Genomic DNA, 14,036 nt, shown 5'->3' on the forward strand with positions numbered 1-14,036 from the left:
GGTATCTGTCCTGTCTGATCATCACCAACCTCCCCCGGGTCTTGTTGCCCAGCTCAGCACCCAAGGTTTGATCCGCCACGACGTGACCTTCGAGGTGTTGTACGGTGGGCGGACCAATCATGTCTGGAAGGTTTTGTCCGGCAATAGTGATGCCGTGCTTAAGCTATACAGTGCGCGGTTTCAGAACCCCTTGTTTCGCAACGATGCCCGGCTTGAGTCAGAATGTCTGCGCACGCTCAACAGCTTTGGCTTCGTGCCCAATTTACGTGCCACGGGTTCCTTTGGAGACGACAGCTGGGTCTACTATGACCACGCTCCGGGCGTCCCTTGGCAGGACGATGTTTCGGGCGTGGCCCATCTGCTTGGAAGGTTGCACCAAATTCCGGTCAATCTGGACCTCCCTAACGGCTGCAATGGCAGCGAAGATCTGGAACAGCACGCGTGTCAAATTCTGGCTGATTGCCACGCGGAAGAGCGGCGATCGTTGCTTGCAAAAAAACCTCAGGCCCAAGTACCGCCATTATCCGCGCGGTGCTTGATCCATGGCGATCCGGTCGCGGGAAACATCCTGCAATCGAAAAATGGGCTGACGCTGATCGATTGGCAATGCCCGGCCTTCGGTGACCCATGTGAAGACTTGGCGATATTCCTTTCACCTGCGATGCAGCAACTCTATCGAGGCGCGCCCTTGTCCGAGGCCGAAGAGACGCTGTTTCTTAAGGCCTACGACCAACCCGATATCACCGAACGCTATCTGTCATTGAGGCCTTGGTTTGCGTGGCGCATGGCCGCTTATTGTCTTTGGCGGGCCGAAAACGGTGCGGCTGATTATGCCATTGGGTATGAGTTGGAAGTTGAGGCCTTATAGGTCCGCCAGACCCAGATACGCATAGGCTGGCGGCATGACAGCGCGACGCCAACGGCCAAAGGGAAACCGCCCCGGCGCACCCGCAATAGGGGACGGAATGTCTGCGGATTGCCCCAGCACCAGTCGCGCCAAAGCACGTCCGCAATAGGTTCCCATCGCCACACCATTGCCGTGGTAAGCAAACCCTGCATACATCCCCGGATGCTCAGGAACCGGGCCCACAAAGGGCACAAGGTTCCGGGCAAGGCAAACCATGCCGGACCACTTATGTGTGACATCGACCGTGTCCCAGGCGGGGAACATCCGCCTGAAATCCCCGAAGGCCTTTTGCCGAATGCGCGCCTCAGCCCCAGGGGATGAAAGCAGCCCCCCTCGTGTCCCAAACAGAAATCGTCGATTGGGCATCAATCGGAAATAGTGCAGCAAATTACGCGTGTCATAGGCCATCTGATCCGACGTCCAGCCTTGCGCCTGCAGCTCGACATCAGTCAGAGGCCGCGTCACAAGAACCGTTGACTGTGCAGGCATATAACGCGCGGCCAACCAGGGCGGCAGATCCTCGCTTGAGTAGCCATTTGTGCACACCAGAACGTTCGAAGCACGAACGTGACCCGCAGGCGAGGTCAGCACGAATCCCGAGGCGGCCTGTTTGATCTGCGTGATCGGGCTGTTCTGGAAAAGAGTTGCGCCCTTTGCCTGGGCGGCGCCAGCCAAACCGAACAGATACTTTCGGGGGTTCAGGGCAAAGCCAATTGGCGTTGTATAGCCGCCGAAAAACGCCCCACCCAGCCCGAGGCCCTGCAGATCGTCAATCTCATGTAATTGTCCGGCCGGATCGGCCGACCGGCGCAATCGTTCCATCGCGCGCCGTGAATGGGCCAGTTGAGTTTCACCCTTGGAATGCGTTTCGGCGTCGATTTGGTTATCACGCAGAAGGTCAGCAACTAGTGAAACGGCGTCTTCTTCCGCTTGGTAATAGGTCTGCGTTGCCACCTGACCATAGCGACGGGTCAGGCCAGCCTTGCTGAGCTTTGACCCGCCTAGACAACAAAAGCCCCCGTTTCGACCGGACGCCCCCCAGCCCGGTGTTTCCGCCTCGAACACAGCGACCGAAACCCCTGCCTCGGACAGATGCAATGCGGCGGACAAGCCGGTAAACCCGCCCCCGATGACGGCGACATCAACGCTGATATCGTCTTCGAGCTTTGGCCAAGCAGGGGTCGCGATCGTCTCATCCCACCAACACCCCGCGCGTGGCGCGGGGCCGTAGGCATAATCAGGAAATATACGCCTCATTCAGCGCTTGCCGCGGCCAACTCATCCTGTTTCTGCCTAACCATCGCCCGCTTGGTCACCAGGGACGCGGTAATAACGCCCACCGTGACAACCGCGATCATTAATGTTGACAGCGCATTGATCTCGGGACTGACGCCCAAACGCACAGCCGAGAAAATCTTGATCGGCAAGGTGGTGGCAGAAGGCCCAGATGTAAACGAAGCAATCACTAGGTCATCCAGCGACAGGGTGAAAGCCAGCAGCCATCCCGAAATCACTGCCGGAGCAATGATTGGCAAGGTCACCAAGCGAAACGCCTGCGCAGGAGAACAGCCCAGATCCAGTGCGGCCTCTTCCAGCGATCGATCAAAGGTCACAAGGCGCGAGGACACGACGACCGAGACAAAACACATCGAAAACGTCGTGTGCGCCAGAACGATGGTCAAGATCCCCCGGTCCAATCCGATGCCAATGAACAACAACAGCAGCGACAGACCCGTGATCACTTCGGGCATCACGAGCGGGGCATAGATCATCCCGGAAAACAGTGTTCGCCCAAAGAACCGCCCACCGCGTACCAGAACATAGGCCGCTGCGGTGCCCAGAATCGTGGCCAGCGTTGATGAGAATACGGCAACGCGCAGCGTGACCCAGGCTGCATCAAGAAAGGCTTCGTTCTGCATCAACTCGCCGTACCATTTGGTCGAGAACCCGGCCCAAACGGTGACAAGCTTGCTTTCGTTGAAGCTGAAGATGATCAGGATGATCATCGGGATATACAGAAAGGCAAATCCCAGCGTCAGTGAGACAGTGTTGAACCAGCTCAGCCTGTTCATTGTTCTGCCTCCGTCTGCTTTTGCTGGTTGCGCTGGAACAGCACAATCGGGATCACGAGGATGAGCAACAGAACCACGGCCACCGCGCTGGCGACGGGCCAATCGCGGTTCGAGAAGAACTCTTCCCACAGCACCTTACCGATCATCAAGGTCCCCGATCCGCCCAGTAGCGAGGGGATTACGAATTCCCCAATCACCGGAATCATCACGAGGAAGCAGCCCGCGATAATACCGGGGCGCGACAAGGGGATTGTGATCAACCAGAATGCCTGCAGACGCGAACACCCAAGGTCTTCAGCGGCTTCGATCAGCGACCCGTCCATCCGTTCAAGCGACGAATAAATCGGCAGGATCATAAAAGGTAGGTAGGTATAAACGATACCGATATAAACTGCGGTATTCGTGTTCAGAATGGTCAGCGGCGCTGAGATGATGCCTGTCCAAAGCAAGAGCTGGTTCAGATAGCCTTCGTTGCTGAGGATACCCATCCATGCGTAAACCCGGATCAGGAACGAAGTCCAGAACGGCAGGATGACCAGCATCATGAATGTAGGTCGCCACTCTTCAGGTGCGCGCGCCATCGCATATGCGATCGGATACCCGACAATCAGCGTCAACACCGTTGAGATCAGCGCGATTTTTACGCTGGACAGATAGGCCTTCCAATAAAGATCATCTTCAGTCAGCCAGACAAAGTTTTCCAGATCAAGCTGGCTGAAGAAATCCCTGATACCCGCCCAACCTGCGGACAGGTCCAGCGTCGGAGTGTAGGGCGGAATGGCAAGTGCGGTGTCTGAAAGCGATATCTTTAGGACGATAAAGAATGGCACCAAGAACAGTGCCAGCAACCAGACATAAGGGACAGCGATAAGAACAGCGCGGCGCATCAGTTTTCCAGCAGAACTGCGGCAGTCGCTGTCCAGGACAGCCAAACCGGGTCTTCCCAGGTGAACGAGCGGCGCGAGATGCGGCGGGTATTCGCTGTTTGCGCCTTGATGATCGTGCCGTTTGGCAGTTCGACATGATAGGTCGACAAGTTGCCCAGATAGGCGATGTCATGCACCTTGCCCTGAATGGCGTTGATTGCATCGACCGGGCGCTCGGCAGAGATCGCGACCTTTTCAGGCCGGATCGCCAGATGACAGCTCTGACCATTGGACAGTTGGGTCGCAGAAGACGCCGCTAACGGGGGCTGCCCTTCTGCCCACTCGATCTGATAACTTTCGTCGCCTGCTGCAGTAGCTCGTCCCTCAATGATATTTACATCCCCAATGAAATCAGCAACATAAACCGAGTTTGGTGTCTCATAGATGCGATCTGGAGTTGCCACTTGCATCAGTTTGCCCTGATCCATCACGGCCACTCGGCTGGCAACGGTCATCGCCTCTTCCTGATCGTGCGTCACGATGACAAAGGTCGTGCCGGTTTTTTCCTGAATGTCCATCAACTCGAACTGAGTATCCTGACGGAGTTTCTTATCCAAAGCACCCAAAGGTTCGTCGAGCAATAGCAGTTTTGGTGCTTTGGCCAATGACCGGGCCAGCGCAACGCGTTGGCGTTGACCACCCGAGATCTGGTGCGGCTTGCGGCGTGCGAACTGTTCCAGCCGGGTTAGGCGCAGCATCTCATCGACCCGCTCTTCCAGATCGCGCTTGGGCATGTTGTCCCGGCGCAGGCCAAAGGCGATGTTGTCCCAGATGCTGAGATGAGGAAACAGCGCATACGACTGAAACATCATGTTTACCGCCCGTTTGTTGGGCGGGATCGGGTCGATATCCTGTCCACCCAGAAGGATATGACCATCGGAGGGGGTTTCGAATCCGGCCAGCATCCGCATCATCGTGGTCTTGCCGCAGCCCGACGGGCCGAGCAGCGCAAAGAACTCGCGCTCGTAGATATCCAATGAAAGATTGTCGATTGCGGTGAATGCGCCAAAACGCTTGGTGACGTTCTGGAACTGGATCAAGGGTTTCGCCTGCGGGTCATCCCACGGCGCAAAGACTTCAGAATTCAAGGCGGCCCCCGTTTATCGGTCAGGATAAAAATGGCGCAAGGCAGTGGGCCCGCCTTGCGCTATGATCAGATCAGGTGCCTGATTTCACTTTGGTCCAGAGACGTGTCACCACCCGCTGGGTCTTTGCCGGATAAGGTGTGGTGATGTAGAGGTTCTGCATGGTCGCATCATCCGGATAGATCGCCGGATCACCGATCACGTCCTCTTCAAGAAACTCCTGCGAGGCCTTGTTGCCGTTGGCGTAGTACACATAGTTCGACGCCGCAGCCATGTTGTTGGCATCCAGGATAAAGTTCAGGAACTGGTGCGCGCCTTCGGGGTTTGGTGCGTCGACCGGAATAGCCATCTGGTCAAACCACATCAGCGAGCCTTCCGCAAATGGATGGTATTCAATGTCCACGCCGTTATCCGCTTCCGCCGCACGGTCGCGTGCCTGCAAGATGTCGCCCGACCAGCCGACAGCAACGCAGATATCACCATTGGCGAGCGCATTGATGTATTCCGAACTATGGAATTTCTGAACATACGGGCGCACACTGGTCAGAATTTCTTCGGTTTTCCCAATTACATCCGTGTCGTGGCTGTCAGGGTCTTCGCCGATATACTGCAGCACCATCGGAATGATCTCAGACGGTGCGTCCAGGAAATGCACCCCACACGAGGCCAGCTTTTCCATGTTCTCGGGCTTGAGCACCAGATCCATGCTGTTAAGCGCAACATCGTCGCCCAGCACTTCTTTGACCTTGCCGACATTCAACCCGATACCTGTCGTGCCCCACATGTAGTTGATCGAGTAGGCGTTGTTGGGGTCATACCCTGCGGTTCGTTCCTGGATCACATCCCATAGGTTGCCTGCATTCGACAGCTTGGCGGCATCCAGTTCCTGGAATGCGCCGGCCTGGATCTGGCGTTGCAGGAACGTGCCTGAAGGCACAACCACATCATAGCCTGACCCACCGGCCAGCATTTTTGTTTCCAGAACCTCGTTGCTGTCGAACACATCGTAGATCAGGGTCAGCCCTGTTTCTTCTTCGAATTTGCTCAGCAGATCTTCGTCGATGTAGTCGGACCAGTTATAGACGCGCACTTCTTCAGCAAACGCGGCCGAAGTCCCCAATGCGACGATCGCTGTCATCCCCAGCGTTTTCAGTTTCATATTTTTCTCCCTGCAACTGTGCGGCCATTTTGACCTTTTTTTGGATTTGATCAAGTTTTGCGTTTCATGGCGGTTTCACCTATGGTCGGAATAGGTGAAGATTCTGGCAAGACAGAAACACTTGGATTGGGGCAAACCTTTTGGATTTGATCAAAAATAAAGCAGATACACCTCCGGTAGATGAAGAAAAACGCCCAGCGCACGAACAGGTCTATCGGACACTGAAATCCCAGATTCTGTTTGGCGATCTCGTGCCCGGGCAGCCGGTCACGATCCAGGGCCTGACTGATTCGCTTGGTGTCGGCATGACTCCGGTGCGCGAGGCAATACGCCGTCTGATTTCCGACGGCGCGCTCATTTTTCAGGGCAATCGTCGCGTGAGCGTCCCGCTGCTTTCAGCCAACGACATCGAGCAGATGATTTTCGCAAGAATTTCAATAGAAACAGAGCTTTCCAGGCGATCCACAAAGAACATATCTATAACCGAGATCGACTATCTTGAGCAGCTGGATCAACGATTGGACAATATGATCGCGGATGGGGACGTAGGGGGTTACCTGCGTTTGAACCACGCCTTTCACCAATCTTTGTATTCCCATGCGGACGCTCCGATACTTGTTGATCTAGCCGAACGGCTATGGCTGCGATTCGGCCCTTCGTTGCGCATCGTTTGCGGTCGCTTCGGCACTCAAAGCCTGCCCGACAGACACAAAGACATTATTGCCGCGCTACGTGAGCGAGATGCAGAAAAGGCCGCGTTAGCAACAGCGCAGGACATTGAGCAGGGTATGGGAATGATGGGCGATGCTTTGCCAAGCACCTAGAAACCAGCGATTCGATTGACAGCATAAAATTTGATCATATTCTATCTGGCAACGACGCTTGCTGGAGAATCCGAGATGTCCACCATCACCAATCACATGCCCACTGCCGAATTGCAGGCGCTGGACGCAGCACACCATTTGCATCCTTTTTCGACCAATGAGGCGCTGGCAGACGAAGGTGTCAGGGTCATCACCCGTGCCAAGGGCGTCTATCTGACCGATAGCGAAGGTCATGAAATTCTGGATGGTATGGCCGGATTGTGGTGCGTAAATATCGGATATGGCCGCGACGAGCTGGCCGATGCAGCCGCACGTCAAATGCGCGAGCTGCCGTATTATAATACTTTCTTCAAGACGACCCATACGCCCGCCATTGCGCTGGCTGCAAAACTGGCTGAGCTTGCGCCAGGTGATCTGAACCATGTCTTCTTTGCCGGAAGCGGGTCCGAGGCCAACGACACCAACATCCGTCTAGTGCGCACCTATTGGGCCGAAAAAGGTCAGCCGGACAAGAACATCATCATCAGCCGCAAGAATGCCTATCACGGTTCTTCTGTTGGATCGGCGTCGTTGGGTGGCATGGCAGGAATGCATGCGCAGGGCGGCATTCCAATCCCGAATGTCCACCATATCAACCAGCCGAACTGGTGGGCGGAAGGCGGCGATATGAGCCCCGAGGAATTCGGCCTTGCCCGCGCGCGCGAGCTGGAAGAAGCCATTCAGGAACTGGGCGAAGATCGCGTCGCTGCCTTCATCGCCGAACCTGTGCAGGGCGCAGGCGGCGTGATCATCGCACCCGACACATATTGGCCCGAAATTCAGCGCATCTGTGACAAGTACGATATACTGCTGATCGCGGATGAGGTGATCTGCGGGTTTGGCCGAACCGGCAACTGGTTCGGCTCGCAAACCGTCGGGATCAAACCGCATATCATGACAATCGCCAAGGGCCTTAGCTCAGGCTATGCACCTATTGGCGGATCGATCGTCTGCGACGAAGTCGCCCGTGTCATCAGCGCCACCGAGTTCAACCATGGCTACACCTATTCCGGCCACCCGGTTGCCGCAGCAGTTGCGCTCGAAAATCTGCGCATCCTCGAAGAAGAAAACGTCGTCGATCACGTGCGCAACGTGGTCGCGCCCTATATGAAAAAGAAATGGGACGCATTGGTCGAGCATCCGCTGGTCGGAGAGGCAAAGATCGCAGGCTTGATGGGGTCCATCGCATTGACGCCTAAAAAGGCAAGCCGAGCCAAGTTCGCATCAGATCCCGGCACGATCGGATATATCTGCCGCGAACATTGCTTCAAAAACAATCTGATCATGCGTCATGTGGACGACCGCCTGGTCATCTCTCCGCCGTTGGTCATTACCCCGGCCGAAATCGACGAGATGTTCGTGCGCATTCAAAAATCGTTGGATGATGCGTTGGTTGAAATCAACGAAAAAGGTCTGATGAAGCCTGCGTCCTGATCATTAGATCATGGGCGACCCAATTGGGTCGCCCTGATTATCAGCGCATCCTTTCCAGCAGGCCGAGCGACGGGTATCCATCCGGGATCAACCCCTGAGCAACCTGAAACGCGCGCACCGCGTTAATCGTATTTGGCCCGGTGCGCCCATCGATCCCTTGTGTATCGAAGCCCGCCTGAGTCAGCCGACGCTGTAGTTCTTTCTTTTCAGTAAAGCTCAATACGCGATCGCCACGCGGCCAATCGGCCTCAAACGGAGAGCCTCCTGCAAGCCGGTCGGACAGATGCCCGATGCCGATCACATAGGCATCGGCGCCGTTGTAGGCCTCGATCACTTTGAAATTATTGAAGATCATCAGGGCGACACCCCGACCACCCGCCGGTAACAAGATTGCTGCTTGCCCGTGATCGGGCACTGCCTTGCCCGAGTAAGCAAGAACCCCACGGGCCGCCCATTCCGACGGCATCAGAGTGAAATCTCGCCGCGCATTGGCGTAGTCAAAGTCGGATGGTAGTTGCACTTCGACCCCCCAAGGTTGGCCTTTGGTCCATCCACGTTTTGCCAAATAGGAAGCAGCTGATGCTAAGGCATCAGTTGGATTATCCGACCAGATCTCACGACGCCCATCTCCATCAAAATCAACCGCGTAATCAAGAAACGAGGTCGGCATGAACTGTGTATGCCCCATCGCCCCAGCCCAACTGCCTACCATATTCTCAGGGTCGACATCCCCTGCCTGCAGTATCTGCAACGCGGCGATCAGCTGTTCCTCAAAAAAGCTTGCTCGTCGAGCATCAAAGGCCAAAGTCGCCAGCGACCGAATGGTTTGCTTGCTTCCTCGGTAGGTGCCGAACGAAGTCTCAAGCCCCCAGATCGCGGTCACGACCTCTTTTTCGACGCCGTACCGGGCTTCGATCCGGGTCAAAGTCTCGCGGTGCTTGTCTAGTCCAACGCGACCGTTGGAAATCCGCGTTTTTGAAACCGCTCCATCCAGATATTCCCAGATCGGTTTGGAAAACTCCGCCTGATTGCGATCGCGTTTGATGATGTCACTGTCATAGGTCACCCCAGCCAACGCCCGATCCAGCGTATTGACCGAGATGCCCTGCTCTTGCGCCCGCTTGCGAAATGCCCCCAGCCAAGCCTGAAATCGGGCATTACCGTCTGCCGATACACGTTGCACCTCGACCTTAGGCCGCAGCACGGGCCGTACCGAGACCGTCACGTCCGCCGAGGCCAGTTGCACATTGTCGACCAAAGGTCGGGCCAGAGGCCGTATCGAATTGTCTGTTGTATCCGCCTGCACGATGGATGCCCATAATGCGGCGGTCATAACGCCACCTACACACTTACGCATTCCGTTTTATCCTGATTACTGCTCAGAGCCGATGATAGCGCACAATCGGGATTTCTCAAAACGCAGAGCGTCAGGTTTCCTGATCCTGTTCCTCACGTTCCGCGCGAATACGGGCAATGGCATCACGCAATAGCGATACGCGATTGGGTCGGAAGCTATCCTCGGTCACATCCATGCCCTGCATACGATCCAGCCGAAACACTCGGAAATCCTGTCGCAGGTGGCACCAACTCAGCAATACGCTGGCACGGTCCATATAGACGATGCTCAGCGGATTGACCCGACGATGGGTGTCTGCGCCTTTGGCATCGGTATAGGCGAACTCGATCACGCGTTCGTCCCACGCGGCTTGGCGCAGTTCGGCGACATCGATGGTTGGCACGGCCGGCCTGTCAAATCGCGTGGCGGTCAAAACGGCGTGGCTCAATCGGTGCGACTGGCGCTGCGGCAATCGGCCCTGCAGCTTGCGTAAGGCTGCGCTTGCAGCATCCGACAGCGCCGGGTCTCCGATCAATTGCACCTCGCGCAAGCCCAACACCAGCGCTTCGAGCTCGTCATTGGTGAAACCCAACGGCGGCAGGGTCGCATCCTCGATTAGGGTGAACCCGAACCCGGCCTCTCCGTCGATTATCGCCCCGAGGCCACGCAATGCATCGATATCCCGGTGCACTGTGCGCGGCGAAACGCCTAAATCCTGCGCCAATTGAACCGACGTTCTGGGCGAGGGGCCAGATCGTAGGGCCTGCATCAACTGAAAAAGACGAGCGGTGCGGGACATAGTATATTCTACTCTAAATCTAATGTCAGAATCTGTCATCAGTCCGGCGTATCCATCAGGCGTCCCAACTATGGAGCTGATGATGCTGACCCTTCTCACCTTCCCCTCTGCCTTTGGCCTGTTCAGCGCCAGCCCATTCTGCGTGAAAACGGCCCTGATGCTTCAAAACGCGGGCCTGCGCTGGCAACGGTCCGATCTGCTGGACCCGCGCAATATGCCACACCAGAAGCTGCCGGTTCTGCGCACGCCTGAACGTCTGATTCCGGACAGCGACCTGATCCGCGACTGGCTTGAGGCTCAGGGGGCCGATTTCGATGCTGGCCTGACCGACCTGCAAAAAGCCCAGTCCCGCGCGCTGATCCGCATGGCCGAAGAACACCTATACTTCCATGTCGTCCAGGACCGTTGGGCCAATGATGAGGTTTGGCCAATTCTGCGCGATACTTTCTTTACCGTCATTCCCGCACTGATCCGCAAGCCGGTTTCGAATTCGATCCGGAAATCCGTTCTCAAGGGGCTCGCGTTTCAAGGTGTATCCCGCTTTTCGCCCGTCGAACGACAAGACCGGCTGGAGCGCGACTTTGAGGCGATCTCGGCCTATCTTTGGCAATCGCCCTACCTGATGGGAGAGAAACCTACGTCGGCGGACATGAGCGTCGGTCCAATGCTGGCGGCGATGCGCGCGACACCATCAGACACCCCCCTGACCCGTCGGATTAAACAAGATAAGCTGCTCAACAGCTATATCGACCGAATGGAGCAGGCGATCCCGCTATCATGACAGCCTTTGAGGACAAAAAAGTCGCTGTAGCCTATGAGGCGCTTCCGGAAGAGACGCGCAATGGGGCACTAGCGCTGCGCGAGTTGATCTTCGAAACTGCGGCCTCGCTGCCACGCGCTCAGCCTCTGGAAGAAGCGTTGCGGTGGGGCCAGCCCGCCTATCTGGCGCCCAAAGGCTCGACGATTCGTTTGGGCGGACACAAGGCGGCTTGCTTTGCGTTGTTCGTACACTGCCAAAGCCGACTGATGGGGGATTTTACTTCCGCCTTTCCTGGAGAGGATCGGATCGACGGCAATCGCGCGATTCTGTTCGACCGGCCCGATCAGATTGATCCTACGCGCCATGGCTGGCTGATTGCGCGCGCGCTTACTTATCATCTCTGACGGCGTTTGCGTTCGACCTTGCGCTTGATCTTGTCCTTCTTGCGCTTGGTGCTGGCGGCCTTGCGCCGCGTTCCGCGCTTGGCGGGGCCACGGCCGCGCGGCAGCGCCTGATCATCGATGGACAACAACTCCAATTCCAATCCGCCCGTCACCGGCGTCGCCTCGGTCAACCGCACCGTGACACGCTGGCCAATGGCGATGATCAGCCCGGTGTCCGAGCCCATCAGCGTCCCGGCCTCTCGGTCGAAATGGAAAAACTCTCGCCCCAGCGAACGCACTGGAACCAGACCGTCCGCTCCGGTCTCGTCCATCTTCACGAAGGCACCGAACCGGGCAATACCGCTGATCCGGCCAGAAAACTCATTGCCGACCCGCTCGCTGAGATAGGCCGCCAGATAGCGATCATTCGTATCGCGCTCGGCCATCATCGAGCGGCGCTCGGTATCCGAGATATGGGTCGCCGTTTCTTCCAACCGTGCAATCTCATCCTCGGTCAATCCGTCCTTGCCCCAGCCATGGGCTGAGATCAGCGCGCGATGCACGATCAGATCGGCATAGCGCCGAATGGGAGAAGTGAAGTGCGCATAGTTCCGCAGAGCCAGCCCAAAATGGCCGAAATTTTCGGGGTTGTAATAGGCCTGCGCCATCGACCGCAGGGTCGTCAGGTTGATCAGTTCCGCATCCTCGGTACCAGCAGCAGCGTTTAGCAGCGCGTTCAAATGTCGGGTCTGCAATACCTGTCCTTTGGCGAGATTTAGTCCCGCCGCCTGCGCCGTCTCTCTCAGGCTTTCCAGCTTTTCAGGCGCGGGCTCTTCGTGGACGCGGAACAGTAGCGGGCGGCGTTTGGCGATCAGGGTCTCGGCAGCGGCGACATTGGCGAGGATCATGAATTCCTCGATCAGCTTGTGCGCATCCAGCCGGTCACGGAACGCGACGCTGGTCACCTCTCCCGCATCGCTGAGTACGATTTTGCGCTCAGGCAGGTCCAGTTCCAGCGGCTGCCGCACGGAACGTGCCTTTTTCAGCGCAGCATAGGCGGCGTAAAGCGGATTCAGCACCGTATCCAACAGCGGCCCGGTGCGGTCGTTCGGGTTGCCGTCGATGGCCTCCTGCACCTCGGTATAATTCAGCGAGGCGGCAGAGCGCATCAGGCCGCGCACGAACCGGTGGCCGATCTTGTTGCCTTCGGCATCAATCTGCATCCGAACCGCGATACAAGCGCGCGGGACGCCTTCGTGCAGGGAGCATAGATCGCCGGACAGGCGATCCGGCAGCATCGGCACTACGCGGTCCGGGAAGTAACTGGAGTTGCCCCGCTTGCGTGCCTCGCGATCCAGAGCCGTACCGGGTTTCACATAGGCGGCGACGTCAGCGATGGCGACCCAGATCACATGGCCACCCGGGTTCTTGGGATCGTCATCGGCATGGGCATAGCAGGCGTCGTCGTGGTCCCGTGCATCCGCAGGATCGATGGTCAGCAACGGCATATCCCGCAGGTCTTCACGCCCTTTCAGTCCAACGGGTTTGGCCTTGTCGGCTTCTTCGATCACCTTGTCCGGGAAGTCGTCGGGAATACCGTGTTGGTGGATGGCGATCAACGAGACAGCCTTGGGCGCGGTCGGATCGCCGAGCCTTTCAACAATGCGCGCACGTGGCAGGCCCATGCGGTTCTTGGGTCCGGCCTGCTCGGCCTCGACCAGCTCACCGTCCTTGGCCCCCAGAACGGCCCCGTCCGCGACCAGCCATTCTGTCTGACCAGCCTTGTCGATAGGTACGATCCGGCCACCCTCGGCCCCTTTGCGGAAGATACCGACGATCTTGCGTGGGTTGGTGCCAATGCGGCGGATCAAGCGGGCTTCGTAATTGTGATCTTCCTCATGCACCACGGTCAGGCGGGCCAGAATGCGGTCACCCTCACCCAGCGCCGGATCGCTGGCACGCGTTACGAGCAGAACGATGGGCTCGACCCCCTCACCGTGCCACTCCAACGGGCGCGCAAACAGGTCGCCATCTACGTTCGGGGCCTTCACCTGCAACACGCTGACCGGCGGCAGACGATCCGGATCGCGATAGCTGCGGTTGCGTTTTTCCAGATGGCCGTCGGCCTCAAGTTCTTTCAGGATACGCTTCAGATCGATCCGATCCGCGCCCTTGATGCCAAAAGCCTTGGCAATATCACGTTTCGAGGTCAGGGTAGGGTTCGCCGAGATCCAGTCGAGGACCTCTTGCTTGGTCGGAATGCGTGTCATGAGTTTGGCCTAGCACGAGCATGCAACCGCGTCATGGTCAAA

13 protein-coding genes are annotated in these 14,036 nt (G+C 57.2%); 5 read left to right on the forward strand and 8 right to left on the reverse strand.

The genetic code is table 11. From position 1 onward, the window contains the following. Positions 1-67: 67 nt before the first annotated feature. Positions 68-868: a phosphotransferase family protein gene (locus ACR0AH_RS06335; RefSeq protein WP_480567948.1), complete on the forward strand. Its 801-nt coding sequence runs from the start codon at positions 68-70 to the stop codon at positions 866-868. Here the strand turns inward: ACR0AH_RS06335 and ACR0AH_RS06340 are convergent. The 5 genes from ACR0AH_RS06340 to ACR0AH_RS06360 form a co-directional block, all read right to left on the reverse strand. Further along, entirely contained in the window at positions 863-2,164 is a 1,302-nt protein-coding gene (locus tag ACR0AH_RS06340; RefSeq protein ID WP_170636398.1) for an NAD(P)/FAD-dependent oxidoreductase, read from the reverse strand. The two genes, ACR0AH_RS06335 and ACR0AH_RS06340, sit on opposite strands and share 6 nt — an antisense overlap. Further along, the gene (locus ACR0AH_RS06345) at positions 2,161-2,979 is read right to left on the reverse strand and encodes an ABC transporter permease (protein ID WP_170398984.1); all 819 of its coding nucleotides are present in this window, start codon (positions 2,977-2,979) and stop codon (positions 2,161-2,163) included. The genes ACR0AH_RS06340 and ACR0AH_RS06345 overlap by 4 nt, the downstream gene beginning before the upstream one ends. Then, positions 2,976-3,866, reverse strand: coding sequence for an ABC transporter permease subunit (locus ACR0AH_RS06350; RefSeq protein ID WP_170406776.1), 891 nt, complete (start codon positions 3,864-3,866; stop codon positions 2,976-2,978). Before ACR0AH_RS06350 ends, ACR0AH_RS06345 begins: the two co-directional genes overlap by 4 nt. Further along, a complete protein-coding gene (locus ACR0AH_RS06355; RefSeq protein WP_170636399.1) occupies positions 3,866-4,993 on the reverse strand; it encodes an ABC transporter ATP-binding protein in 1,128 nt (375 codons plus the stop codon). The genes ACR0AH_RS06350 and ACR0AH_RS06355 overlap by 1 nt, the downstream gene beginning before the upstream one ends. 70 nt (positions 4,994-5,063) lie before the next feature. Then, positions 5,064-6,149: a polyamine ABC transporter substrate-binding protein gene (locus ACR0AH_RS06360; RefSeq protein ID WP_170508945.1), complete on the reverse strand. Its 1,086-nt coding sequence runs from the start codon at positions 6,147-6,149 to the stop codon at positions 5,064-5,066. Between the two features lie 140 nt (positions 6,150-6,289). On the opposite strand from ACR0AH_RS06360, the gene ACR0AH_RS06365 reads away from it, so the two are divergent. Together ACR0AH_RS06365 and ACR0AH_RS06370 are read left to right on the forward strand one after the other, a co-directional pair. Next, entirely contained in the window at positions 6,290-6,973 is a 684-nt protein-coding gene (locus ACR0AH_RS06365) for a GntR family transcriptional regulator (RefSeq protein ID WP_170406782.1), read from the forward strand. 75 nt (positions 6,974-7,048) lie between these two features. Further along, positions 7,049-8,446 (forward strand): aspartate aminotransferase family protein, encoded by a 1,398-nt coding sequence (locus tag ACR0AH_RS06370; protein ID WP_480590940.1) that lies wholly within the window; start codon positions 7,049-7,051, stop codon positions 8,444-8,446. Between the two features lie 40 nt (positions 8,447-8,486). On the opposite strand, the gene ACR0AH_RS06375 is transcribed toward ACR0AH_RS06370, so the two are convergent. After that, entirely contained in the window at positions 8,487-9,803 is a 1,317-nt protein-coding gene (locus ACR0AH_RS06375) for a lytic murein transglycosylase (protein WP_170732558.1), read from the reverse strand. Between the two features lie 70 nt (positions 9,804-9,873). After that, positions 9,874-10,581, reverse strand: a complete 708-nt coding sequence (locus tag ACR0AH_RS06380) for a helix-turn-helix transcriptional regulator (RefSeq protein WP_170732560.1) — start codon at positions 10,579-10,581, stop codon at positions 9,874-9,876. Between the two features lie 82 nt (positions 10,582-10,663). On the opposite strand from ACR0AH_RS06380, the gene ACR0AH_RS06385 reads away from it, so the two are divergent. Further along, positions 10,664-11,362 (forward strand): glutathione S-transferase family protein, encoded by a 699-nt coding sequence (locus tag ACR0AH_RS06385; RefSeq protein ID WP_480438903.1) that lies wholly within the window; start codon positions 10,664-10,666, stop codon positions 11,360-11,362. Continuing rightward, positions 11,359-11,745, forward strand: a complete 387-nt coding sequence (locus tag ACR0AH_RS06390; protein ID WP_480590941.1) for a DUF1801 domain-containing protein — start codon at positions 11,359-11,361, stop codon at positions 11,743-11,745. The genes ACR0AH_RS06385 and ACR0AH_RS06390 overlap by 4 nt, the downstream gene beginning before the upstream one ends. On the opposite strand, the gene rnr is transcribed toward ACR0AH_RS06390, so the two are convergent. Continuing rightward, positions 11,736-13,994 carry a ribonuclease R gene (gene rnr / locus ACR0AH_RS06395; RefSeq protein WP_480590943.1) on the reverse strand — a complete coding sequence of 753 codons (2,259 nt, stop codon included), beginning with the start codon at positions 13,992-13,994 and terminating at the stop codon, positions 11,736-11,738. The two genes, ACR0AH_RS06390 and rnr, sit on opposite strands and share 10 nt — an antisense overlap. Positions 13,995-14,036: the final 42 nt, after the last annotated feature.

This window comes from Ruegeria sp. AM5, assembly GCF_056540645.1.

Excerpts from the sequence above, each read along its gene's own strand:
- ACR0AH_RS06340 (WP_170636398.1), bottom strand. The coding sequence starts at position 2,164 with ATGAGGCGTATATTTCCTGATTATGCCTACGGCCCCGCGCCACGCGCG.
- ACR0AH_RS06345 (WP_170398984.1), bottom strand. The coding sequence starts at position 2,979 with ATGAACAGGCTGAGCTGGTTCAACACTGTCTCACTGACGCTGGGATTT.
- ACR0AH_RS06350 (WP_170406776.1), bottom strand. The coding sequence starts at position 3,866 with ATGCGCCGCGCTGTTCTTATCGCTGTCCCTTATGTCTGGTTGCTGGCA.
- ACR0AH_RS06360 (WP_170508945.1), bottom strand. The coding sequence starts at position 6,149 with ATGAAACTGAAAACGCTGGGGATGACAGCGATCGTCGCATTGGGGACT.
- ACR0AH_RS06370 (WP_480590940.1), top strand. The coding sequence starts at position 7,049 with ATGTCCACCATCACCAATCACATGCCCACTGCCGAATTGCAGGCGCTG.
- ACR0AH_RS06375 (WP_170732558.1), bottom strand. The coding sequence starts at position 9,803 with ATGCGTAAGTGTGTAGGTGGCGTTATGACCGCCGCATTATGGGCATCC.
- ACR0AH_RS06380 (WP_170732560.1), bottom strand. The coding sequence starts at position 10,581 with ATGTCCCGCACCGCTCGTCTTTTTCAGTTGATGCAGGCCCTACGATCT.
- ACR0AH_RS06385 (WP_480438903.1), top strand. The coding sequence starts at position 10,664 with ATGCTGACCCTTCTCACCTTCCCCTCTGCCTTTGGCCTGTTCAGCGCC.
- ACR0AH_RS06390 (WP_480590941.1), top strand. The coding sequence starts at position 11,359 with ATGACAGCCTTTGAGGACAAAAAAGTCGCTGTAGCCTATGAGGCGCTT.
- rnr (WP_480590943.1), bottom strand. The coding sequence starts at position 13,994 with ATGACACGCATTCCGACCAAGCAAGAGGTCCTCGACTGGATCTCGGCG.